Source organism: Streptomyces sp. NPDC005774 (genome assembly GCF_042871645.1).
In the GTDB taxonomy this organism is placed as follows: domain Bacteria; phylum Actinomycetota; class Actinomycetes; order Streptomycetales; family Streptomycetaceae; genus Streptomyces; species Streptomyces pratens.
In genome coordinates, this window is sequence record NZ_JBIAIV010000007.1 from 160,085 (window position 1) to 182,645 (window position 22,561).

Below are 22,561 nucleotides of genomic sequence, written 5' to 3' on the forward strand. Positions count from 1 at the left end.
GGCGCACACCGACTGTCAAGTGGGTGGGACGGGAGTCTCATCATGTGAGCGCAGGACCGCGCCGCTTCGGAGCATCGAGGCCACCCCCGACGCATACCCGCCGGCACCGCCGCAACCACCCGGACCGCCACCCGCGTACACGGGTTCGACCGGTCCGCTCGGCACCGGATAGCGACCGGTGCAGAGCGCCCTGCGCAGCCGGTACTCGTCCAGCGGCCCGGAGAAGGCCATGCCCTGCCCGTGCGTGCACCCCATCGCGCGCAGGGCGACGACCTGCTCGGGCAGGTCCACCCCGTCGGCCACGGACTGCATGCCCAGGTCGCCGGCGATCCGCAGCAGCCCACTGGTGATCTTGTGCAGCCGCGCGGACTCGACCACGCCCTCGACCAGGCTGCGGTCGAGTTTCAGTACGTCGACGGGGAGCCGTCGAAGGGCGGTGATCGCCGCGTAGCCGCTGCCGAAGCCGTCCAGTGCGATCCGGACGCCGACCCGCTTGAGCGCGGTCAGCCGTCGCTCCAGCTCGTCCAGGCAGACCCGCGGGTCCGTCTCGGCCACCTCGACGACCAGTGAGCCGAAGGGCAGTCCGTGCCGGGTGAGCAGTGCCTCGATCGAGCCGAGCGGCAGCGACCGGTCCAGCAGCCGGCGCGCGCCGATCCGGACCGCCACGGGCACCGACACCCCCGTCGCCTGCCGTTCGGCGGCCTGTTCCACGGCCTCTTCGAGGAGCCAGCGGCCCAGCTCGGCCGTCTTCTCACTGTCCTCGGCGACCCGCAGGAACTCGGCGGGGGTGAAGAGCACGCCCTGCGAGGAACGCCAGCGCGCCTGGGCGCAGACCGAGGTGATCCTGCCGTCCTGGAGGGACACCACCGGCTGGTGCAGCAGTGCGAATTCGCCGTTGTGCAGCGCGGCGCGCAGCCGGGTGGCCAGCTCCGCCCTGCGGGCGACGTCCTGCTGCATCTGCGGCCGGTACAGCTCCACCCGGCCCTTGCCGGCGGCCTTGGCCCGGTACATGGCGAGGTCCGCGTTGCGCAGCAGCTCACCCGCTCCGAGGGCCGGTTCGGCGAAGGCGACACCGATGGAGGCGTTGACCCGGACATCGTTGCCGTCGATGAGGTAGGGCTGGGAGAGGGTCGCCCGGAGGCGGTCGGCGAGCTCCAGGATGTGCCGCTCGCGGGCCTCCCGGTCGCGGGCGCCGTCACCCACGATCAGGGCGGCGAACTCGTCTCCGCCGAGCCGGGAGGCGGTGTCGCCCTTGCGGACCGCGTCCCGCAGTCTGCGGGCGGCGTGGATCAGCAGTTCGTCACCGGCCTGGTGACCGATGGTGTCGTTGACGGCCTTGAAGCCGTCGAGGTCGATGAAGAGCACGGCCGTGCCCCTGAGGGCGGCGCCCCGGTCGGAGGCCCGGCGGCCGGACAGGGCCTGCTGGACGCGCCGGGTGAACAGGGCGCGGTTGGGCAGGTCGGTGAGCGGGTCGTGCTCGGCGTTGTGCTGGAGTTGTGCCTGGAGCCGCACGCGCTCGGTGACGTCCCGGCTGTTGAAGATGAGGCCGCCGTGGTGCCGGTTGACGGTCGATTCCACGTTCAGCCAGCCTCCCCCACTCTCGGCTTCGCTCGAGCGGGAGGTGCCCCCACCGCCGGAGCGGAAGCGGCACTCGATGCGTGTGGTGGGCTCCTCGGCCGGGCCGGCGGCGAGGAACCGGCGCACCTCGTGCACGACGCAGTCCAGGTCCTCGGGGTGGATGAGCTGCGCCAGTTCCGTCCCCACCAGGTCCTCCGCGGGCCGGCCGTACACTCCGGCGGCGGCCGGGGAGACGTAACGGAGGATGCCGCTCGGCGCGGCGATCATGATGACGTCGCTCGAGCCCTGCACCAGGGAGCGGAAGTGGTTCTCCTTGTGGGCCAGTTCCTGGGTGAGGGTGATGTTGTCGCGCAGCATGATGCCCTGGCGTACGACGAGCGCGAGCACCACGGTGCCCCCGGTGAGCAGGACCACACGGTCGACGCTGCGGCCGTTGAGGACGGTGTAGAGGATCCCCAGGGTGCACACCGCCGCGGCGAGGTACGGCGCGAGCGCGCCGAGGGAGCCGGCGATGGGCCGGGAGACCGGATACCGGCCGCGCTCAGGACCGGGCACGGCCGGATGCTGGAGGTACGGGGGGTGGAGGTACGAGGGGTGGACCGGGCCGTGGGTCGCGTGGGGGGCCGGGCCGTTCGCGTGGGGGGCCGGGCCGTTCGCGTGGGGGGCCGGGTGGCCGTTCGCCCAGGGGTTCGGTCCGCCGTACTGTCCGGGCAGGTGCTCGCGCACCACGCGCGTGTGCGCCTCGTCCTCGGGCCGAACGCCCCGGGGCCGGGTCCAGGGCGCGTACGCCAGGAGCAGCGAGCCGGCGAACCAGCCCGCGTCGAGCAGTTGTCCCGACCGGTAGGTGTCGTGCAGCAGCGGGGAGGTGAACACGGCGTCGCACATCACGGTGAGCGCGAGCGCGCCGATCGCGGTGTTGACCGCGGAGCGGGTGACCGCCGACCGCCGGAAGTGCAGGGCGAGCACCATGCTGACCAGGGCGATGTCGAGCAGCGGATACGCCAGGGACAGCGCGGTGTGCGCCACGTCCTCGCCCCCTGCCTGCGCGGTCTGGGCGAGCGCGAGGCTCCACGCGAGCGTGAGCAGGGAGCCACCGATCAGCCAGGCGTCCAGGCCCAGGCAGACCCAGCCGGCCCTGTTCACGGGCCGTCTGGCGAGCACCAGCAGCCCCACGATGGCGGGCGGCGCGAAGCACAGGAAGAACAGGTCGGCGTAGCTGGGGCTGGGCACAGGGAGCCCGAGGACGACCTCGTACCACCCCCAGACCAGGTTGCCCAGGGACGCCATGGTGGAGGAGATGCCGAACAGCAACCAGGCGGGCCGGAAACGGATGCGACGGCTGCGCGCGTACAGGAAGCAGGACACGGCGGCCGCGGCCGCCGCAGCGCTCAATCCGAAGTCACCCATGATCAGCGCGAGTTGGTCCGATCCCCAGCCGAAGGCGGCGCCGATCGCGTAGGCCGCGCAGACGACGGCGAGGACGAGCTGCGGCACCAGGACCCGCCGGCGCTCCACGGCCGGTGGGCGGGGCGGCAGTGCTTCCGGGGCGGGGTGGGCCCGCACCGCTCCGTCGAGCGTGGTCGTGGGGGCCGGCGCGCTCACCGGTCCCTCCCGGTACACGCCGGTCCGGCCAGGTGGGCCGGCCTCCCGCGGCTGCCGTACCCGCGGTGGTGAGGACAGGGGTCGCCGGAGCGGCCACTGCTCCGGACGTGGTGACCGAGGGTGTGGTGACCGCGGGCGCGGTGACCGCTGCGGTGTCCCCGGCTGTGCGTGGCCGTGCGCCAGGGTTGCCGACGGCGGCTCAATCGCGTCGGATCGCTCGTCCATAGGCCGTGCATCGCCCGTCGCCCCCCTCACAGTCTGCAATGTCAATCCCCCGCGCCGACCGGTCAGCGGCGCAGCCCCTGTCGGGACGATACACCAATTCCGTCACTCAGGGACATAGCTTCTCTACGCTCCGTAACGATCACTTGATGTATGAGTACCCAACGCGTCCGGAAAAACGCGGACGGTACCCGAAGCGGACTACATGCTTACCGCCTCCGTCACCAGGATCACGTTCCGGAGCTCCTCCCGGTTCACGAATCGGTTCAACTGGTCCACCAGCAGCCGCTCGGCACGTGGCCGGAAAGCGGAGGTGGGTCCGCCCACGTGCGGGCTGATGAGAACGCCCGGGGCCCGCCACAGCGGATGGTCCGAGGGCAGCGGCTCGGGGTCGGTCACGTCGAGGGCCGCGGTGATACGGCCGCTCTCCACCTCGGTGAGCAGGGCCGAGGTGTCGACGACGGGCCCCCGGGCCACGTTGACGAGCAGCGCGCCGTCCTTCATCCGGGTAAGGAAGCCGGCGTCCACGAGGTGGTGGGTGGCGTCGGTGAGCGGGGTGGAGAGAATGACGACATCCGCCTCCGGCAGCAGGGCGGGCAGTTCGGTGAACGGATGCACCGGACCGCGCGCCACGGTGCGTGCGGAGCGCGCGACGCGCGCCACCCGCGCGAGCTCGAACGGAACGAGCCGGTCCTCGATGGCCGTGCCGATCGCCCCGTACCCCACGATGAGCACGTTCCGGTCGGCGAGCGCGGGCCTGAATCCACCGAGCCACTCCCCCTTGTCCTGCGCCCGCACGAAGTCGGGCAGGCCGCGCAGTGAGGCCAGGACGAGAGTGAGCGCCAGCTCGGCCGTGCTCGCCTCGTGCACGCCGCGCGCGTTGCAGAGCCGCACACCGGGGCCCAGGTGGCGCAGGCCGGGCTGTACATGGTCGACGCCGGCGGACAGGGTCTGCACGACCTCGACCGAGCTCATCAGCGGCAGTGGGCGCACCCCGACGTCACCGGCCTTCATGTACGGCACGACGTAGAACGCGCAGTCGGCAGGGTCGGCCGGGTACTCCCGCGCGCCGTCCCAGAAGTAGTACCGCGGCCCCTTCGGAAGACCCTCGATCTCGTCCGGCGGGATGGGAAGCCATACGTCAGGAGTCATGGTCCGGAGGCTATGTCAGGGGCCCACGGCGCCAAAGGTTAGGTTGGGGTCCGGGAAAGGGAGGGTCACGACCAGGTGGAGCGCAGGACGATCGGCGCGGCGGTGCTCGCGGTGGGGGCCGTCGGACTCGGGTGCATGCCGATGAGCTGGGCCTACAGAACCTCGCGGCAGCGCGGCGAGCATTCGCTCAGGGCGGTGCACCGGGCGCTCGACCTGGGGTCGACGCTGCTGGACACGGCCGACATGTACGGCCCGTTCACCAACGAGCTGTTGCTGGGGCGGGTACTGAAGGAGCGTCGCGGCGACGCCTTCGTGTCGACGAAGGTCGGTCTGCTGGTGGGCGATCAGCACATCGTGGCCAACGGCCGCCCCGGGTACGTGAGAAGGGCCTGCGACGCCTCACTGCGCCGGCTGCAGACCGACGTCATCGACCTGTACCAGCTGCACCGCGCGGACCCGGAGATCCCCGTCGAGGAGACCTGGGGCGCGATGGCGGAGCTCGTACGGGCCGGAAAGGTAAGGGCGTTGGGGCTCTGCGCGGTCGGTGCGCGATCCGCGCGGCGGCCCGGGGCGCGGCTGCACGACGCGACGGTCCGGCAACTGGAGCGGGTGCAGCAGGTCTTCCCGGTGAGCGCGGTGGAGGCGGAGCTGTCGGTCTGGTCGCCCCAGGCGCGGGAGGCGCTGCTGCCGTGGTGCGCCGCGCGCGGTGTGGGTTTCCTGGCCGCGATGCCACTGGGCAACGGCTTCCTGACCGGCACGCTGACGCCGGGTGAGGGTTTCGAGGCAGACGATCTGCGGGCCCGGCACCCCCGTTTCACCGCCGAGATGATGGCTGCGAACCAGCCGATCGTGGCCGGGCTGCGCCGTGTCGCCCGCCGGCACGGCGAGGACGTCACCCCGGCGCAGGTGGCCCTGGCCTGGGTGCTGGCGCAGGGTGGGCAGGTGATCCCGGTGCCGGGCACCAAGCAGGAGCGATGGGTCACCGAGAACGCGGGGGCGGCGGACCTGCGTCTGACGGAGGCCGACCTGGCGGAGATCGCGGAACTGCCCGCGGCCCAGGAGTCGTGGGACTGAGACGGAGGATCGCGGGAGCGGGACCGGACGTCACGGGCCGTCGGGCCGGGATCGTGGACCGGAACCGGGGCGCAGCCGGTCGGGTCGGCCGTGACGGGCGGGCCCCGGGGACGCGGGCCGTCGGGACGAAGCCGTGGGAGCAGGCCCCGGGACCATGGGCCGTCGGGCCACGATCGTGGAATCCTGGCCGGGATCGGCCGGTGATCGACGGTTCGCGCTCGCGTGATCGGGAACTTGTGGGGCGCGGGCGGTGTATGACAGGGAGGACCCGCCTCGTCGAAGGGACGACATCGTGCACCATCGAGCCGTTACGGCCGTGCTGGCCACCGCCGCGCTCCTGCTGACGGCCGGCTGTTCCTCCGACGACGGAGGACCGCCGGGTGGAGACGACAGCTCCTCCCCGGGCAGTTCGGCGGGGCGGTCCTCGTCCCCGGAGCCCGGCACCGAGGAGACACCCCCCGCGAAGGGCTCGGCGAAGGTGCTCCGTACGGTCGCTACGGACCTGCGCTCCCCGTGGGGGCTCGCACCCCTGGCCGACGGCGATCTGCTGGTGTCGTCACGGGACGAGGCCACGATCAGCCGGGTCGACGCCGACACGGGCGAGACGTCCGAGCTGGGCGAGGTGCCGGGGGTGTCGCCGGCCGGCGAGGGCGGCCTGCTCGGCATCGCGCTCTCCCCCGAGTACGCCTCGGACCGCATGATCTACGCCTACTTCACCTCGGCCTCGGACAATCGCGTCGTCCGCATGATCTACGACGAGAAGAAGCCCGAGGGTGAGCGGTTGGGCGCACCGGACACGGTGTTCCGGGGCATCCCCAAGGGTGTGGTTCACAACGGCGGCCGGATCGCGTTCGGCCCGGACCGGATGCTGTACGTGGGTACGGGCGAGAGCGGCGACACCGGCCTCTCCCAGGACGAGAAGTCGCTGGGCGGCAAGATCCTGCGGCTGACCCCGGAGGGCGAGCCGGCGCCGGGCAATCCGTTCCCCGACTCCGCGGTGTACTCGCTGGGTCACCGCAATGTGCAGGGCCTGGCCTGGGACTCCAAGCAGCGGCTGTTCGCCTCGGAGTTCGGCCAGGACACCTGGGACGAGCTCAACGCGATCGAGCCCGGTGCCAACTACGGCTGGCCCGAGGCGGAGGGCACGTCCGACGACGACGGCTTCCGTGACCCGATCGCCCAGTGGAACACGGACGAGGCCTCCCCCAGCGGCATCGCGTACGCGGAGGGGTCGATCTGGATGGCGGGTCTGCTCGGCGAGCGCCTGTGGCGGATCCCGCTCAAGGGCACGGAGGTCTCGGCGGACCCGCAGGCCTTCCTGGAGGGTGAGTACGGGCGGCTGCGCACGGTGGCGGCGGCGGGCGGCGACAAGCTGTGGCTGGTCACCAGCAACACGGACGGCCGCGGCGACCCGGGCGGCGAGGACGACCGCATCCTGGAGGTCCGGGTGAGCTAGGGGCTTTCGTCCGGTTCCGGTTCGGGCTCGCCGGGTTCCGGTGACGGGCGTATGACGACCTTTCCGGACGCGAGGTCTATCGGTCCGTGTCCGGGATCGGCGTCGCCGACGTCCTCCCGGGTCAGTGCGAGGCGGTTCTGCTCGTCCCGGGTGTGTTTGCGGCCGGGAGCGAACAGTTCCTCGAAGGCGTTGAACACCGCTCCCCCTTCCAGGGCCGCGTGGGCGTGCCGCCCATTATCCCGCCGCGGACCGGTTTCCGGCCGGGGCCGCGAACAGCCCCAGGCGGTGGGCGAGCGCCGCCGCCTCGCCGCGTCCGGAGACTCCGAGCTTGCCGAGGATGTTGGACACGTGGACGCTGGCCGTCTTCGGTGAGATGAACAGCTCCTCGGCGATACGGCGGTTGGTGTGGCCGGCCGCCACCAGCCGCAGCACGTCGCGTTCCCGGCCGGTGAGGCCGAGGGCGTCGGCCGGATCGGCGGGGGCCGGGGCGCGCTGTCGCGTACCGGGGTCGAGGGCGAGGCGGGCGCGCTGGGCCAGCTGGGTGGCCGACCGGGCCAGTGGGGCTGCCCCGAGACGCTCGGCGACGGCTCTGGACAGCCGGAGCAGTTCCGTGGCGCGGGCACGCTCGTCCTCCCCCGTTCCCGAGGCGAGCAGTGCCTCGGCGAGCCGGAAGCGGACCCGGGCGAGGTCGTAGGGCCGCTCCAGCTGTTCCAGCGCGGCGACGGCCGCGGCCCACTCCTCCGGTTCCGGCCGGCCCTCGGCGCGCAGCAGCTCGGCGCGCAGCCACATCTCGTATGCCCGCCACAGCGGGACCCCGGTGGTCAGGGTCTTGGCCGCGGTCCGGAGGTGGCCGAGGATCCGCGGGCGGTCCGGTTCGGTGGCCGGGTCGCCGTACGCGTCGCCCTCGGCGGTCGCGGCGGCGAGCAGCAGCGGCCAGCAGTAGCGCTGGGTGCCGGGTGGGAGGCCGGAGTCGAAGGCCCCGAGGGCGGTGAGCAGTTCGGTCCTGGCGTCGGTCAGGCGGCCTTCGGCGGCGGCGGCCCCGATGGCGACCCGGGCCAGTGGCAGGAAGTACTGCGGCATGGAGTCGTGGGTGCCGAAGGAGGCTCGAGCCGCGCCGAGATGGCGGCCGGCGTCGGTCATCTCGCCCCGGTCGAGGGCGAGATGGGCCAACCGCACCCAGGCTCCGGCGCGTGGCTTGGCGCTCTGCTCCAGGTGCTGGGCACCGGCCGCGGCCTCGGCCGCCTCGTCCCAGCGGCCGAGGGAGTGGAGGGTCTCGGCGAGGTTGCCCCACACCCAGCCCTCCGATTCCAGCAGGCCGAGCCTTCGGGTGACCCGCAGCCCCTCCCGCAGGAGTGCTGTCGCCTCCTGCGAGCGGCCGATGCCTTCGAGGGCGGACGGCAGGTTGACGTGGCTGCGGCCCACCACCGTGTCCACGCCCAGTTCGGTCGCCCGGTCCTTGACCTCGTACATCTCGGCGAGTCCGGTGTCGATGTCGCCGGCGTCGACCTTGAGGCCGCCGAGCGTGAGCCGGGCGTTGAGCTCGATGTCGTGGGCACCGACCATGCGCGCGTACTCGACGGCCCGTTCGGCGGCGGCCATGGCGTCGGGGCCCGGTTCGTGCAGCATGGACCAGCCGGCGGCGGAGGCGAGGACCTCGGCGTGCACCTCGGACGGCGGCAGGCCGCGCACCAGGTCCTGTGCGGTGCCCAGTTCGCTCCAGCCGTCACCGCGGGCGAGGGACTGGGTGAGCCGGGAGCGCTGGACCCAGAACCAGGCGGCGCGCAGCGGGTCCGGTTCCTCCTCCAGGACGCGCAGCGCCCGCTTGGTGATCTTCATGGCGCGTTCGCGTTCCCCGCAGAGCCGCCCGGCGACGGCGGCCTCGGCCATCAGGTCGAGGTAGCGCAGGGGGACTGCCTCGGCCGCGTCGGGGTCACCGCCCGGGGGCGCGCCGGGCGGCGTACCGCGTCGCTGTGGCAGTGGGGGCGGGTAGGCCTCGGTGTAGTCGACCGGGCGCAGGGTGGCCCGTACGGCGTCGGGGACGGCGTCCCACAGTTCCATCGCCCTTTCCAGCAGGCCCAGTTGCTCGGAGTAGGCGTGGCGGCGTCGGGCCTCGGCGGAGGCGTCGAGGACGGCGGGCAGGGCCTTGGCGGCGTCGTGGGCGTGGTACCAGTAGCTGGCCAGGCGGGTCACCCGCTCGTCGGCGGGGACGGGGGTGGGGTCGGCCTCCAGGGCTTCGGCGTAGCGGCGGTTGAGGCGGGAGCGTTCGCCGGGCAGCAGGTCGTCGCTGACGGCCTCGCGGACCAGGGAATGGCGGAAGCGGTAGCCGTCGCGGTCGGGCACGGGCGTGAGGATGCCGGCGTTCACCGTGGAGCGCAGGGCACCGAGGAGGTCGTCCTCGGCGAGCCGGGCGACGGCGGCCAGCAGCCGGTGCTCGACCGTGGAGCCGCCCTCGGCGACGCAACGGGCCACCTGCTGGGCGCTCTCGGGCAGGCCCTCGACCCTGACCAGGAGCAGGTCACGCAGGGTGTCGGTGAGTCCGGTGCGGCAGCCCTCGTGGGAGGCGGCGGCGAGTTCCTCGATGAAGAAGGCGTTGCCGTCGGAGCGTTCGAAGATTTCGTCGACGTGGTCCGGTTCGGGTTCCCGGGCGAGGATGCCGGCGAGCTGGCGGCCGGCCTCCTCGCGGTTGAAGCGGCCGATTTCGACGCGGTGGACCGTGCGGAGCCGGTCGAGTTCGGCGAGCAGGGGGCGCAGCGGGTGACGGCGGTGGATGTCGTCGGAGCGGTAGGTGGCGAGGACGACGAGGCGGCCGGTGCGCAGGGTGCGGAAGAGATAGGCGAGCAGGTGGCGGGTGGAGGCGTCGGCCCAGTGCAGGTCCTCCAGGGCGAGGACGACGGTGTGTTCGGCGGCGACGCGTTCCAGCAGGCGGGCGGTGAGGGCGAAGAGGCGGGCCATGCCGTGTTCGTCGCGCCGGGTCTCGGGGGCGGCGGTGCCGAGTTCGGGCAGCAGGCGGGCTAGTTCCTCCTCCTGGCCGGCGGCCGCGGCGGCGAGCCGGGCGGGGAGTTCGCGGCGCAGCTGGCGCAGGGCGGTGGAGAAGGGGGCGAAGGGCAGGCCGTCGGCGCCGATCTCGACGCAGCCGCCGAGGGCGACGACCGCGCCCCGGCGACGGGCCGCAGCAGCGAACTCCTCGACGAGCCGGGTCTTCCCGACACCGGCCTCGCCCCCGACGAGCAGCGCCTGCGGCTCGCCCGCGCCGGTGGCGGCGCGGGCGAGCGCGGTGTTCAGAACGTCGAGTTCAGCCGCACGGCCGACGAACACGGGGCTGACAGATCTGGTCTCCACGGCCCCGAGCATGGCACGCGGGTCCGTCGGCCCGGCACCGGTTTTCGCCGCCCAAGACGCCACGGGGCGGCGCCCGTTCTGGGCCGAAACCGGCTGGACGCCTCCCCTCCCGGGTTCTGCGCGACGCTCCGGCGCCGGTTTCGCGCCGACGGAACGACGGCCGACCCCCGTACGGCCGCCGTTCCGCGCGCGCCCGCTCGTCCCCGTGCGGCCGCTCGTCCCCGTGCGGCCGCCGCGGCCGGCGCTCCCCGTTCCCGCGTCGGGGCTCATACGGCTCGGGCGAACCGGGGGCGGTGTGGGCGGCGACTATGGCTCTCGTGTTCGGCGCTGCGTGCCTCGGCTTCACGGCGGGCGGCACGTGCGAGGCGGACGGCCTCGCGGGCCCTGCGCTCGTCGTCGGCCCGGCGGATGAGGTCGGCGGAGCGGTTCTTGGCGATCTCGTACTCGTACACGGTGTGTTCCCTCCGGTAGCCGGTGTCCGGCATCGCCTTTTGCGATGCCTCCACCTTCGTCTCCCGGGCGGGCCGGCCACATCGGGAAAGTTCCGCATCTTCGGCGGCCCCCGGGGCCTTAGCTACGTGTGAGGGGCCTCTGTCCGGCCATAAGGCGCTCATGGCCGGACTAAGACCCCTCAGAAACCGCGCGGATTCGCCCCGTGTCCGCCGGGGGCCCGCGGTGGCTCAACCGGTCGCGGGCAGCCCCAGCAGTACGTCGGTGTACTTGAGTACGGCGAGCAGCAGCCCGATGGCGCCGAGTGCGACACCGGCCCAGGCGACCGACTTGATCCAGGGCGCCTGTGTGGCGCCGGGCGTCCCGAACGCGGGCCGGACGAGCACCGCCACGCCGACGATCAGCGCGGTGAGCGCGAACAGGCCGCCCCACAGCGCGCTGGTCTGCCAGGCGTCGCCGTAGATCTCCTTGACCTGGGTGGCGACGGTCGAGTCCGCGGCCGTCTCCAGTTGGCCGACGAGGGTTTCGCGTGCGGCGGCCACCGTGCCGAGCCAGCTGCCGGTGAGCGAGACGATGCCGAGCCCGGCGGAGACGATCGCCGCGGTGCCCTGACCGACGCCGGGGGCGCCCCGGGTCTCCGGCTCCGCCGCGGTCTCCGGCTCCGACTCCGACTCCGACTCCGACTCCGTTGCCGTCTCCGGCTCCGTTGCCGACTCCGTGGTGCTGCCGTCGGCCGCGGCGGCGTCAACTGCCGTCCCGGCTTCGGTCCCGCTCCTGCCCGCGCTGTCATCGGCGCTGTTGTCCTCGGCCTTGGCCGCCTTCTCGGTCTCGGTCTTGGTTCCCATGGGTCGCACCGTACGGACGCTCTCTGAGAAGTCCCTTAATGCTCGCTGTGCGCCGCGCGTGCCTGCCGCCATTCGGGAGCCAGGACCGACCACACCTCCAGGTCGTGCCGTACGCCGTGGTGGAGATGGGACTGGCGCCGTACCCCGTCGCGGGTCATGCCGAGCCGGCGGGCGATGTTGAGGCTGGGCTCGTTGCCGGCGGCGGCGACCCACTCCACACGGTGGATGCCCCGCTGGTCGATCACCCAGTCGATCAGCACCCGCATGGCGCGGGTGACCAGCCCGCGCCCGGTGGCGGCCGGCTCCAGCCAGCAGCCGATCTCGCAGGTTCCGTTGACGGCGTCGAAGTTCAGCGTGAGCACCCCGCCCACGAGGGTGCCGTCCAGCCACAGGCCGTGCAGCGCGGCCGTGTCGGCGGCGCGGAGGTCGGCGTACCGCTGGAGGGCTTCCCGCGCGGTGGGCACGTCGACGGCCTTGGAGCCGAAGGGGATGTACTGGTTGATGAATTCCCGGCCCCGCTCCAGATGGGCGAGGAACTCCTGCGCGTGCCAGGGCTCCAGGGGGCGCAGTTCGGCTCCGTCGTCACCCAGTCGTATGGCGTACATCCGTCTGCCGTTCCTCCTTGGCGAGCGCGTCCTCCACCTCGGCGTCGGTGGCGGCGGCCAGCCTCTCATGGGCGGCACGGCTCTCGGGCGGCTCGATGCTGATGCGCGGCAGGATCCGGTCCAGCCGGCGCGGCAGCCACCAGTTGGCGCCGCCGAGCAGATGCATGAGGGCGGGGACGAGCAGGGTCCGCAGCACGAAGGCGTCGAGGGCGACGGCGGCGGCGAGCGCGATGCCGAACATCGCTATCACGCGGTCACCGGTCAGGACGAAGGCGAGGAAGACCGAGATCATGATCACGGCCGCGGAGTTGATCACCCGGCCGGTCTCGGCGAGGCCGACCCGTACCGCGCGCCGGTTGTCGCCGGTCTCCAGCCATTCCTCGTACATCCGGCTGACCAGGAAGACCTGGTAGTCCATGGAGAGCCCGAAGAGGACCGACACCATGATCACGGGCAGGAACGGTTCTATGGGGCCCGCGCTGCCCAGGCCCAGCAGTTCGCTGCCCCAGCCCCATTGGAAGATCGCCACGACCACGCCGAAGGCGGCGGCGACGGCGGCCACGTTCATCGCGGCGGCCTTCAGCGGAATGGCTATGGACCGGAAGGCGAGCAGGAGCAGCAGACAGCCCAAACCGATGACGACGCCGACGAAGAGGGGCAGCTTGCCGATGATGACGTCGGCGAAGTCGTCGTAGCCGGCGGTCACGCCACCGACCCGCACGTCGAGGGCGGTGCCGGCCTCGGCGCGCGGCAGTACGTCCTCGCGCAGCCGGTCGACCAGGTCGCTGGTCCGCTTCGACTGCGGGGAGGACTCCGGTACGACGGAGAGGTACGCGGTGCCGCCGTCCGCGCTGTGGACCACCGGCCCGACGGACGCGACGCCCTCGGTCTCGCTCAGGACGGGACCGATCCGGTCCAGGGCGAGCCGGTCGGCGGCGCCGTCGACCTCGGTCACGAGGGTGAGCGGGCCGTTGACGCCGGGGCCGAATCCGTCGGCGAGGAGGTCGTAGGCCTGGCGGGTGGTGGAGGTCTTCGGATCGTTTCCCTGGTCGGACGTGCCGAGGTGCAGGGAGGAGGTGGGCAGCGCCAGTACCGCCATGACGGCCAGGGCGAGCACACCGAGCAGCTTGGGCCTGCGCTCCACGAACGCCGCCCAGCGGGCGGCGAAGCCGGTCGGCAGTTCCGGCTGCGGGCCGGCCTGAGCGAGCCGGCGCCGTTCGCGGCGGTTGAGCGCGCGCATGCCGATGAGCGACAGCAGGGCGGGCAGCAGGGTGACGGAGGCGGCGACGGTCAGCACCACGGTGAGCGAGGCCGCGACGGCGACGCCGTTGAGGAAGTTCAGCCGGAGGATCAGCATGCCCAGCAGGGCGATGCACACGGTGGCCCCCGCGAACACGACCGCGCGTCCGGTGGTGGCGACGGCGTCCGTGGCGGCCTCCGCGACGGACAGCCCGCGCTTCAGCCCGCGCCGGTGCCTGGTCACGATGAACAGCGCGTAGTCGATGCCGACGCCGAGTCCGATCAGCATGCCCAGCATCGGCGCGAAGTCGGCGACGGTCATGACGTGTCCGAGCAGCACGATCGAGGCGTACGCGGTGCCGACGCCGACCAGCGCGGTGGCGATGGGCAGCAGCGAGGCGGCGAGCGAGCCGAAGGCGAGGAAGAGGACCACGGCGGCGACGGCCACTCCGACGATCTCGGCGAGGTGCCCCTCGGGTGCCCCGGTCAGTGCGGCGGCGCTGCCGCCCAGCTCCACCTGGAGGCCGTCGGTCTCCGCGGCCTCGGCCGCCTCGAGCACGGCCGCCGCCTCGCCCTCGTCGATGTCCTTGGCCAGGTCGTCGAAGATGACGGTGGCGTAGGCGGTGCGGCCGTCCGCGCTGATCCCGCCGGTGCCGTCGTCCCCGTACGGGCCGGTCACGGCGGCGATGCCGGGCAGGTCCTCCATCCGGTCCAGGGCATGGGTCATGCTCTGTTCGACATCGGAGTCCAGGACGCTGCCGGAGGGGGTGTGCCAGACGACGGTGTCGCTGTCGCCCGAGAGGGCCGGGAACCCCTCGCGCAGCAGTTCGGTGGCGTACCCGGACTCGGTACCGGGCACCTCGTAGTCGTTCGAGTACGCGCTCCCGGTCGCGAAGGCTCCGGCAGCGACCCCGCCGAGGGCGAGGAGCCACAGCAGAACGGTGACCAGACGGCGTCGGACACACCAGCGTGCGAGTGCTGTCACGAATCATGCTCCAGAGTGACTGTCGGTGGATCTTTGACCGGGAACAGCAGCTTGTGAACCGAACAGCCCGCAAAGAACGCATGAGCAAGGAATTTGCACTATTTCAGCCCAGAATGATCGATTGTTACTTTCGTGTTCTTATTCACAATGTGCAGGATGTACACATTTCATGACCCTCACCCTGGATCCGTCTCCGGACGTGAGGCCGCTCACCCGTACCGGGGTCAGTCGAACTGATCCCCCAGTGCCATCACCATCAGCCCCGCGATCAACAGCCACAGCGCCCTGCGGGTCCGTCCGCGTGAGCCCAGCACGGCGGCGAGCGCGCAGACGCCGGCGCCGCAGGCGTAGGCCACCGGGACGAGGGCCGGGGCGGATCCGGTGAGGCGGAGCAGCGCCGCGGCCACCCCGGCCAGGGCGAGTACGGCCCCGGCGCCGACCGCGGCCCGCCGGGCCCGCCGGGCCCGCCGCAGGGCGTCGTCGCCCTGGACGCCGTACTCCCCGGGCCCCCCGTTCCCGGTGTCTTCAGCATCATCGCCGTGCCTGGCCTCGTCGGCGTCGCCGCCGTGCCCGGCCTCTTCGGGGTCGTCGCCATGCCCGGCGTCGTCGTCGCCGTCTTCGGCGCGAGTGTCCGGGGACAGGTCGGAATCAGCGCGTCCGCTCATGGCGCGGGAGCGTATCGCCCCCGGCCCGGGAACCGGGATGCGGGGGTGCGGCTCACCTGCCGGCGTCCGTCGGTCCGACGTTCCGCGGCAGCTCGCCGCTCCGGCCGAAGCAGGTGCTTTGATGACGGTCCGCCCGATCTCCGACGCAATCCTTTCCCCCTGCACGGACCCAAGGAGCCCGTTCACCTATGTCGGACATCACACCGCACACCCCGCACGACGACCTCACCAGCCGCCTCACCCTGCCCCGGTACCCGCGCAGCAGCGCCTACGACGCCCGCTGGACCGTCGAGAACACGATGGGCCCGCACCCGCTGTGGCTGCTGGAGTGGCTCGCCCCGGCCCTCGGCCTCGACACCCTGCGCCCCGGCGCACGCGTGCTCGACCTGGGCTGCGGACGCGCCATGACGTCCGTCTTCCTGGCCAGGGAGTACGACGTCCAGGTCACCGCGGCCGACCTGTGGATCAAGCCCGAGGAGAACGCGCGCCGCATCGCCGAGGCGGGTATCACCGACCGGGTGCTGCCGGTCCTCGCCGAGGCACATGCCCTGCCCTTCGGCGACGAGAGCTTCGACGCGATCGTCTCCATCGACGCATACCAGCACTTCGGCACCGACGATCTGTACCTGCCGTCGCTGACCCGGCTGCTGAAGCCGGGCGGGCGGATCGGTGTCGTCGTCCCGGCGATGCGCGAGGAGATCGAGGGCAGCGAGCCGCCGGAGCAGCTGAAGCCCTTCTGGGACCCCGCGTTCTGGTGCTTCCACACGCCCGAGTGGTGGCGGCGGCACTGGACCCGCAGCGGGGCCGTGGAGATCGAGGCGGCCGACTGGCAGCCGGACGGCTGGCGGGACTGGCTGCTCTGGTGCGACGTCGTCGCCGAGGAGAGCACGGAGGAGTTCCACGTGCGGTCGAGCCGTGAGAGCGCGCGGATGCTGCGCGTGGACGAGGGCCGCACGCTCGGCTTCGCCCGCGTGGTGGGGCGCCGGCCCTCGACCGTGGCTCGGTCCTGACCTCGTGAAGCTCCGGCGCCGACCGTGCCACGGAGCCGATCGCACGGGAGAGGGGGACGCATCGAACCCGATGCGTCCCCCTCTCCACTGTCCCCGCTCCCGTGCGATGCCCGGGGTCAGCCCTCGGCGACACCCAGCTGCTGAAGGATCAGCTCCTTGACGCGGGCCGCGTCCGCCTGGCCGCGGGTGGCCTTCATGACCGCGCCGACCAGCGCGCCGGCCGCCGCCACCTTGCCGCCGCGGATCTTGTCCGCGACGCCCGGGTTGCCGGCGATGGCCTCCTCCACTGCGGTGGTGAGCGCCCCGTCGTCGGAGACGACCTTCAGGCCGCGCTTCTCGACCACCTCGTCCGGCGTGCCCTCGCCCGCGAGGACGCCCTCGATGACCTGACGGGCCAGCTTGTCGTTCAGGTCGCCGGAGGTCACCAGCGCGGTGACGCGGGCGACCTGCTCCGGCGTGATCGCCAGCTCGTCGAGCGCCTTCGCGGACTCGTTGGCGCTGCGGGCGAGTTCGCCCATCCACCGCTTGCGGGCGGAGGCCGCGTCCGCGCCGGCGTCGATCGTGGCGACGATCAGGTCCAGCGCACCGGCGTTGAGGATCGACTGCATGTCGGTGCCGGAGATCCCCCACTCCTCGCGGAGCCGGTTGCGGCGCACCAGCGGCAGCTCGGGCAGCCCGGCGCGCAGCTCCTCGACCCATTCGCGGGACGGGGCGACGGGGACCAGGTCGGGCTCCGGGAAGTACCGGTAGTCCTCGGCCTCCTCCTTCACGCGGCCGGAGGTCGTCGACCCCGTGTCCTCGTGGAAGTGCCGGGTCTCCTGGATGATCGTCCCGCCGTCGTTCAGCACGGCGGCGTGCCGCTGGATCTCGAAGCGGGCCGCGCGTTCCACGGACCTCAGTGAGTTGACGTTCTTCGTCTCCGAGCGGGTGCCGAACTTCTCCCGGCCGTGCGGGCGCAGCGACAGGTTGACGTCGCAGCGCATCTGGCCCATCTCCATCCGGGCCTCGGACACGCCGAGCGCCCGGATGAGCTCGCGCAGTTCACGCACGTAGGCGCGCGCGATCTCGGGGGCACGCTCGCCCGCTCCCTCGATCGGCTTGGTGACGATCTCGATGAGCGGGATGCCGGCGCGGTTGTAGTCGAGCAGGGAGTGGGACGCGCCGTGGATACGGCCGGTGGCGCCGCCGACGTGCGTCGACTTGCCGGTGTCCTCCTCCATGTGGGCGCGCTCGATGTCCACCCGGAAGGTCTCGCCGTCCTCCAGCTGCACGTCGAGGTAGCCGTTGAAGGCGATCGGCTCGTCGTACTGGGAGGTCTGGAAGTTCTTCGGCATGTCCGGATAGAAGTAGTTCTTCCGGGCGAAGCGGCACCACTCGGCGATCTCGCAGTTCAGCGCGAGACCGATCTTGACGGCGGACTCGATGCCGATCGCGTTGACGACCGGGAGCGCGCCCGGCATGCCGAGGCAGGTGGGGCAGGTCTGGGTGTTCGGGTCGGCGCCGAGCGTGGTCGAGCAGCCGCAGAACATCTTGGTCCTGGTGCCGAGTTCGACATGGACCTCGAGGCCCATGACGGGGTCGTACGACGCGAGTGCGTCCTCGTACGACACCAGGTCGGTCGTGGTGGTCACGGTGTAACTTCCCTCTCAGCCCAGCAGGACGTCGTCGTCGCCCAGCCGCTTCAGCTCGCGGTACAGGATGGCGAGGCTCGTGACGATCGCGACGGCGGACACGGTGGCGTCGATCAGGACCAGGGTGTCCTTCTCGTGCCGCGCCTTCTTGACGCGCTTGGCGACACCGAGCGCGCCGAAGGCGGTGGCGGCCATGGACAGATACGTACCGGACCTGGACTTCTTGAAGCCCTTGGCCTTGGTCAGTGCGCTCACAGCGACGGAGCCTCCTCGATCAGCGGGTGGCCCCACTTTTCCACGAAGGCCGCCTCGACGGCTGCGCCCACCTTGTAGAGGCGGTCGTCCTTCATGACCGGGGCGATGATCTGCAGTCCGACCGGCAGGTTGTCCTCGGGCGCGAGGCCGCAGGGCAGCGACATGGCCGCGTTGCCGGCCAGGTTGGTCGGGATGGTGCACAGGTCGGCGAGGTACATCGCCATCGGGTCGTCGGCGCGCTCGCCGATCGCGAAGGCGGTGGTCGGGGTCGTCGGGGAGACGATCACGTCGACCTGCTCGAACGCCGTGTCGAAGTCCTGCTTGATCAGCGTACGGACCTTCTGGGCGCTGCCGTAGTACGCGTCGTAGTAGCCGGAGCTGAGCGCGTACGTGCCGAGCATGATGCGGCGCTTGACCTCGGGGCCGAAGCCGGCCTCGCGGGTCAGCGAGGTGACCTCCTCGGCGGAGTGCGTGCCGTCGTCGCCGGTCCGCAGGCCGTAGCGCAGGCCGTCGAAGCGGGCGAGGTTGGAGGAGCACTCGGACGGGGCGATCAGGTAGTACGCCGACAGGGCGAGGTCGAAGGACGGGCAGTCCAGTTCGACGATCTCGGCGCCGAGTTCCTTGAGCAGCTCGACACTCTCGTCGAAGCGCTGGATGACGCCGGCCTGGTAGCCCTCGCCGCGGAACTGCTTGACCACGCCGACCCGCATGCCCTCGACCGAACCGCTGCGGGCGGCCTCGACGACCGGGGGGACCGGGGCGTCGATGGAGGTGGAGTCGAGCGGGTCGTGCCCGGCGATGACCTCGTGCAGCAGGGCCGCGTCCAGGACCGTGCGGGCACAGGGGCCGCCCTGGTCGAGGGAGGAGGAGAACGCCACCATGCCGTAGCGGGAGACCGCGCCGTAGGTCGGCTTCACGCCGACCGTGCCGGTGACGGAGGCCGGCTGGCGGATGGAGCCGCCGGTGTCGGTGCCGATGGCGAGGGGGGCCTGGTAGGAGGCGAGCGCGGCGCTCGACCCGCCGCCGGAGCCGCCGGGGATCTTGGTCAGGTCCCAGGGGTTGCCGGTCGGGCCGTAGGCGCTGTTCTCGGTGGACGACCCCATGGCGAACTCGTCCATGTTGGTCTTGCCGAGGATGACGACGTCGGCGGCCTTGAGCCGCTTGGTGAGCGTCGCGTCGTACGGCGGGATCCAGCCCTCGAGGAGCTTGGAGCCGACGGTGGTCGGGATGCCCTCGGTGGTGAAGATGTCCTTGAGCGCGAGCGGGACGCCGGCCAGCGGGCCGAGCTTCTCGCCCTTGGCGCGCTTCTCGTCGACGGCACGGGCCTGGGCGAGGGCGCCCTCGCGGTCGACGTGCAGGAAGGCGTGCACCTTCTCGTCGACGGCCTCGATCCGGGTCAGGTGTGCCTCGGTGACCTGAACGGCCGTGAGTTCGCCGGAGGCGATCTTCGCGGCGGTCTCGGCGGCGGTGAGCTTGATGATGTCCGTCATGGGATTCAGTCCTCCCCCAGGATCTGCGGCACCTTGAAACGCTGCTGCTCCTGGGCCGGGGCGCCGGAGAGCGCCTGCTCGGGGGTGAGCGAGGGACGGACCTCGTCCGGACGCATGACGTTCGTCAGCGGCAGCGGGTGCGAGGTCGGCGGTACGTCTTGGTCGGCGACCTCGCTGACGCGGGCCACCGCGCCGATGATGTCGTCGAGCTGGCCTGCGAAGTGGTCGAGCTCTTCGGGCTTCAGCTCCAGACGCGCCAGCCGGGCGAGGTGGGCGACCTCCTCGCGCGTAATGCCAGGCATGCAGCGTTCCTCTGGGGTGAGTGTGCGGTTCGGGCTAGGGCCTGTCGTCGCGTCCCGGGCCGGGCGTGGCGCGGCAGGCGGGAAGGTGACGACAGGCCCCAATCCTATGGGGCGCGGCCCCGTACCCGTGAAACGGTTTCCCCGCGCCCCCCGAAAGCGGGACGCCCCAAGGGTTCAGGCCGGGTGGCCGGAGTCGTCGGCGGCCGCTGCCGGGAGGACGGCCGCCGGGCGCTGCCAGCCGCGGGAGCCGCGGGCGAGGAGCCAGGCCGTGGCTTCGTCGGGCGGCATCGCGGCCGCGACCAGCCAGCCCTGGACGGCGTCGCAGCCGAGGTCGCGCAGGCGTTCCCAGGTCTCGTCGTCCTCGACGCCCTCGGCGACGACGAGCAGTCCGAGCGAGTGGGCGAGGTCGACGGTGCAGCGCACGATCTCGGCGTCCTCGGTGTCGACGGCCAGCCGGGCCACGAACGAGCGGTCGATCTTCAGCTCGCTGACGGGCAGCCGCCGCAGGTGCACGAGGGAGGAGTAGCCGGTGCCGAAGTCGTCGAGGGACATCTTCACGCCGTGCCCGGTCAGGGCGTTCAGGGTGTCGGCGGCGCGCTGCGGGTCCTCCAGGAGGACGTGCTCGGTGATCTCCAGCTGGAGGGCCCCCGCCGGAACGCCGTGCCGGGCCAGCCGGGCCGCGACGGAGCCGGCGAAGCCGGGAATGTGGACGTCGCGCGGGGAGACGTTGACCGCGACCGGCACGAACAGGCCCTGCGCACGCCACTCGGCGACCTGGCCGAGCGCGGTCTCCAGCACGTACTCGGTGAGCTGCGGCATCAGCCCGGAGGACTCGGCGATCGCTATGAACTCGTCCGGCGGCACCCTGCCGCGCTCCGGGTGCACCCAGCGGACCAGGGCCTCCAGGCCCGCGACCTGTCCGTCGAAGCGGACCTTGGGCTGGTAGTGGAGCTGGACCTCGTGGGCGTCCAGGGCCCGGCGCAGATCTCCCAGGAGTCCCAACCGGTCGGGGGTGTTGGAGTCCCGCTTGGACTCGTAGACCTCGACGCCCGTACGGTCCCGCTTGGCCTGGTACATCGCCACGTCCGCGCGCCGCAGCAGGCCCTCCGCGTCGAGGGCGTGGTCGGGGAAGACGGCGACGCCCGCGCTGGCCTCCAGCACGAGGGTGAGGCCGTCGAGGTCGAGGGGCGAGCTGAGGGCGGACACCAGGCTGCGGGCGACCCGGGTCGCGGACGTGGTCGAGTCGACGACCGGCAGTAAGACGGCGAACTCGTCGCCACCGAGCCGCGCGGCCTCCGCCCCGCGCGGCAGGGCCAGTCTCAGCCGGTCGGCGATCTGGAGCAGCAGCCGGTCACCGGCGAGGTGCCCGAGAGTGTCGTTGACCGATCTGAACCGGTCGAGGTCGATCAGCATGAGGGTGGCGCGGGCGCCCGCGCGCTCGGCGTCGTCCAGCGCGGTCCAGATACGCTCGAGGAGCCACTGGCGGTTGGGCAGTCCGGTCAGCGGATCGCGCAACTGCTCCTCCGCGCGGGCCCTGGCCATCCACAGCATGGAGTCGAGCGCGATCAGCGGGATGGCGAACAGCGGCAGCACGATCGGCCGGGCGTCGGCGACCACGCAGATCAGCGGCGCTATGCCGAGCAGCGCCACCGCGACCAGGCCCTGCCTGACCAGGGCGGTGCGGGCGACCGTGGGCAGCCCGCCCCGCGGGACGTGCAGGTACCACTGGAGGGTGCGGGCGACCGCGAGATACGCGGCGGCGACCAGCACCACCTCGAAGGCGGTGTGCAGCCCCCAGTTGTCCGGGGTCGAGGGGGACTCGACGGACGGTACGGTCCCGCACAGGGCCAGCACCAGCGCGCCGGCGCCGGTGCCGAGCAGGTCCACCGCGCCGTGCAGGACGCCCTGCCGCCAGCGGCCCCGCCGGGCCACGCCGACCAGCACGACCACGGTGAGGCTGACCATGCCCGCCGGGACCCAGCCGTAGAGCAGCAGCACGGCGAGGGTGACCGCGGCGCCCGAGCCGGTGCCGCCCCACCAGCGGGAGCGGCCCAACATCACCAGGTGGCCGACGACGATTCCGGTCAGTACGGCCAGGGACCAGCCGACGCGGCCGGACGGGAAGAGCGCGTGACCGCCGGTGAACGCTCCCAGGACACCGGCGCCGAGCACGAACGCGGCCGCCGAGACGACCACCGTGGGCAGCGCGGGCCAGGGGAGGTGCCGTTCCGCGTGCGCTTCGGACAGCCCGGGACCGTCCGAGGACAGTCCGGTGGAGAGCGGGGGCGCTCCGGGGCCCCGCCCGACTCCCGGCCGTCCTGCCGCCGGCTGCCCCGCGGGCCCGGTGCGCGCACCGGGGCGTCCCGGTGCGCCCGCAGGCCCCGTGGGCCGTCCTGTCCCACGTCCGCGTCGCCGTACGGCCGCCATGCGGCGCAGGCCCTGGCGCAGCCGTGAGCCCGGGGCGGCGCTCTCGGTGGGTTCCATTCCCGTCCCTCTCACAGCCGGCGGTGCCCACGCCACACGGCTCGATGCCTGACAACCCTCGGCGACTCCGTGACAGAAAGCCCTTCCACGGTGCCGCCACGAACACGGGGATGCCCCGACCGCAGCTGGGCACGGCGGGCGCACCTCCCAACAGTAGGCCGCGGAGGGCTTCCAGGG

17 protein-coding genes are annotated in these 22,561 nt (G+C 72.4%); 3 read left to right on the plus strand and 14 right to left on the minus strand.

Going from position 1 to position 22,561, the window contains the following annotated elements; all coding sequences use genetic code 11:
* Positions 1 to 15 precede the first annotated feature (15 nt).
* Both ACFYQA_RS09535 and ACFYQA_RS09540 read right to left on the minus strand, forming a co-directional pair.
* Complete coding sequence (locus tag ACFYQA_RS09535) at positions 16 to 3,180, minus strand: EAL domain-containing protein (protein ID WP_388913925.1); 3,165 nt, start codon at positions 3,178 to 3,180, stop codon at positions 16 to 18.
* Positions 3,181 to 3,603: 423 nt separating this feature from the next.
* Positions 3,604 to 4,554: a 2-hydroxyacid dehydrogenase gene (locus ACFYQA_RS09540; protein WP_388913928.1), complete on the minus strand. Its 951-nt coding sequence runs from the start codon at positions 4,552 to 4,554 to the stop codon at positions 3,604 to 3,606.
* 75 nt (positions 4,555 to 4,629) lie between these two features.
* On the opposite strand from ACFYQA_RS09540, the gene ACFYQA_RS09545 reads away from it, so the two are divergent.
* Positions 4,630 to 5,628, plus strand: a complete 999-nt coding sequence (locus ACFYQA_RS09545) for an aldo/keto reductase (protein ID WP_388913931.1) — start codon at positions 4,630 to 4,632, stop codon at positions 5,626 to 5,628.
* Positions 5,629 to 5,920: 292 nt separating this feature from the next.
* Positions 5,921 to 7,084 carry a PQQ-dependent sugar dehydrogenase gene (locus ACFYQA_RS09550; protein ID WP_388913935.1) on the plus strand — a complete coding sequence of 388 codons (1,164 nt, stop codon included), beginning with the start codon at positions 5,921 to 5,923 and terminating at the stop codon, positions 7,082 to 7,084.
* Here ACFYQA_RS09550 and ACFYQA_RS09555 read toward each other — a convergent pair.
* The 7 genes from ACFYQA_RS09555 to ACFYQA_RS09585 form a co-directional block, all read right to left on the minus strand.
* Positions 7,081 to 7,281: a DUF6191 domain-containing protein gene (locus ACFYQA_RS09555; protein WP_388913938.1), complete on the minus strand. Its 201-nt coding sequence runs from the start codon at positions 7,279 to 7,281 to the stop codon at positions 7,081 to 7,083. The genes ACFYQA_RS09550 and ACFYQA_RS09555 overlap by 4 nt on opposite strands.
* Before the next feature lie 37 nt (positions 7,282 to 7,318).
* Positions 7,319 to 10,435 carry an AAA family ATPase gene (locus ACFYQA_RS09560; protein WP_388913941.1) on the minus strand — a complete coding sequence of 1,039 codons (3,117 nt, stop codon included), beginning with the start codon at positions 10,433 to 10,435 and terminating at the stop codon, positions 7,319 to 7,321.
* Positions 10,436 to 10,689: 254 nt separating this feature from the next.
* Positions 10,690 to 10,929: a hypothetical protein gene (locus tag ACFYQA_RS09565; RefSeq protein WP_388913943.1), complete on the minus strand. Its 240-nt coding sequence runs from the start codon at positions 10,927 to 10,929 to the stop codon at positions 10,690 to 10,692.
* A 174-nt stretch (positions 10,930 to 11,103) separates the two neighbouring features.
* Positions 11,104 to 11,718: a hypothetical protein gene (locus ACFYQA_RS09570; protein WP_388913946.1), complete on the minus strand. Its 615-nt coding sequence runs from the start codon at positions 11,716 to 11,718 to the stop codon at positions 11,104 to 11,106.
* A 35-nt stretch (positions 11,719 to 11,753) separates the two neighbouring features.
* Positions 11,754 to 12,323, minus strand: coding sequence for a GNAT family N-acetyltransferase (locus ACFYQA_RS09575; RefSeq protein ID WP_388913949.1), 570 nt, complete (start codon positions 12,321 to 12,323; stop codon positions 11,754 to 11,756).
* Positions 12,301 to 14,547 carry an MMPL family transporter gene (locus ACFYQA_RS09580; RefSeq protein WP_388913952.1) on the minus strand — a complete coding sequence of 749 codons (2,247 nt, stop codon included), beginning with the start codon at positions 14,545 to 14,547 and terminating at the stop codon, positions 12,301 to 12,303. The genes ACFYQA_RS09575 and ACFYQA_RS09580 overlap by 23 nt, the downstream gene beginning before the upstream one ends.
* A gap of 224 nt (positions 14,548 to 14,771) precedes the next feature.
* Positions 14,772 to 15,212 (minus strand): hypothetical protein, encoded by a 441-nt coding sequence (locus ACFYQA_RS09585; protein ID WP_388913955.1) that lies wholly within the window; start codon positions 15,210 to 15,212, stop codon positions 14,772 to 14,774.
* Positions 15,213 to 15,400: 188 nt separating this feature from the next.
* Here ACFYQA_RS09585 and ACFYQA_RS09590 point away from each other — a divergent pair, with 188 nt between their 5' ends.
* Positions 15,401 to 16,222: a methyltransferase domain-containing protein gene (locus ACFYQA_RS09590; protein ID WP_388913958.1), complete on the plus strand. Its 822-nt coding sequence runs from the start codon at positions 15,401 to 15,403 to the stop codon at positions 16,220 to 16,222.
* Between the two features lie 116 nt (positions 16,223 to 16,338).
* Here the strand turns inward: ACFYQA_RS09590 and gatB are convergent, their stop codons facing one another.
* From gatB to ACFYQA_RS09615, 5 genes are all read right to left on the minus strand, one after another.
* Entirely contained in the window at positions 16,339 to 17,853 is a 1,515-nt protein-coding gene (gatB, locus tag ACFYQA_RS09595) for an Asp-tRNA(Asn)/Glu-tRNA(Gln) amidotransferase subunit GatB (protein WP_388913961.1), read from the minus strand.
* Positions 17,854 to 17,868: 15 nt separating this feature from the next.
* Positions 17,869 to 18,108, minus strand: coding sequence for a hypothetical protein (locus ACFYQA_RS09600; protein WP_055573565.1), 240 nt, complete (start codon positions 18,106 to 18,108; stop codon positions 17,869 to 17,871).
* Positions 18,105 to 19,598, minus strand: coding sequence for an Asp-tRNA(Asn)/Glu-tRNA(Gln) amidotransferase subunit GatA (gene gatA / locus ACFYQA_RS09605; RefSeq protein WP_388913964.1), 1,494 nt, complete (start codon positions 19,596 to 19,598; stop codon positions 18,105 to 18,107). The genes ACFYQA_RS09600 and gatA overlap by 4 nt, the downstream gene beginning before the upstream one ends.
* Positions 19,599 to 19,603: 5 nt before the next feature.
* The gene (gene gatC, locus ACFYQA_RS09610) at positions 19,604 to 19,900 is read right to left on the minus strand and encodes an Asp-tRNA(Asn)/Glu-tRNA(Gln) amidotransferase subunit GatC (RefSeq protein WP_031117542.1); all 297 of its coding nucleotides are present in this window, start codon (positions 19,898 to 19,900) and stop codon (positions 19,604 to 19,606) included.
* Between the two features lie 174 nt (positions 19,901 to 20,074).
* Complete coding sequence (locus ACFYQA_RS09615; protein WP_388913967.1) at positions 20,075 to 22,384, minus strand: putative bifunctional diguanylate cyclase/phosphodiesterase; 2,310 nt, start codon at positions 22,382 to 22,384, stop codon at positions 20,075 to 20,077.
* Positions 22,385 to 22,561: the final 177 nt, after the last annotated feature.

Coding starts and splice junctions, on each gene's coding strand:
- gatA (WP_388913964.1), bottom strand. CDS start 19,598: ATGACGGACATCATCAAGCTCACCGCCGCCGAGACCGCCGCGAAGATC.
- ACFYQA_RS09540 (WP_388913928.1), bottom strand. CDS start 4,554: ATGACTCCTGACGTATGGCTTCCCATCCCGCCGGACGAGATCGAGGGT.
- ACFYQA_RS09615 (WP_388913967.1), bottom strand. CDS start 22,384: ATGGAACCCACCGAGAGCGCCGCCCCGGGCTCACGGCTGCGCCAGGGC.
- ACFYQA_RS09560 (WP_388913941.1), bottom strand. CDS start 10,435: ATGCTCGGGGCCGTGGAGACCAGATCTGTCAGCCCCGTGTTCGTCGGC.
- ACFYQA_RS09570 (WP_388913946.1), bottom strand. CDS start 11,718: ATGGGAACCAAGACCGAGACCGAGAAGGCGGCCAAGGCCGAGGACAAC.
- gatC (WP_031117542.1), bottom strand. CDS start 19,900: ATGCCTGGCATTACGCGCGAGGAGGTCGCCCACCTCGCCCGGCTGGCG.
- ACFYQA_RS09585 (WP_388913955.1), bottom strand. CDS start 15,212: ATGAGCGGACGCGCTGATTCCGACCTGTCCCCGGACACTCGCGCCGAA.
- ACFYQA_RS09590 (WP_388913958.1), top strand. CDS start 15,401: ATGTCGGACATCACACCGCACACCCCGCACGACGACCTCACCAGCCGC.
- ACFYQA_RS09575 (WP_388913949.1), bottom strand. CDS start 12,323: ATGTACGCCATACGACTGGGTGACGACGGAGCCGAACTGCGCCCCCTG.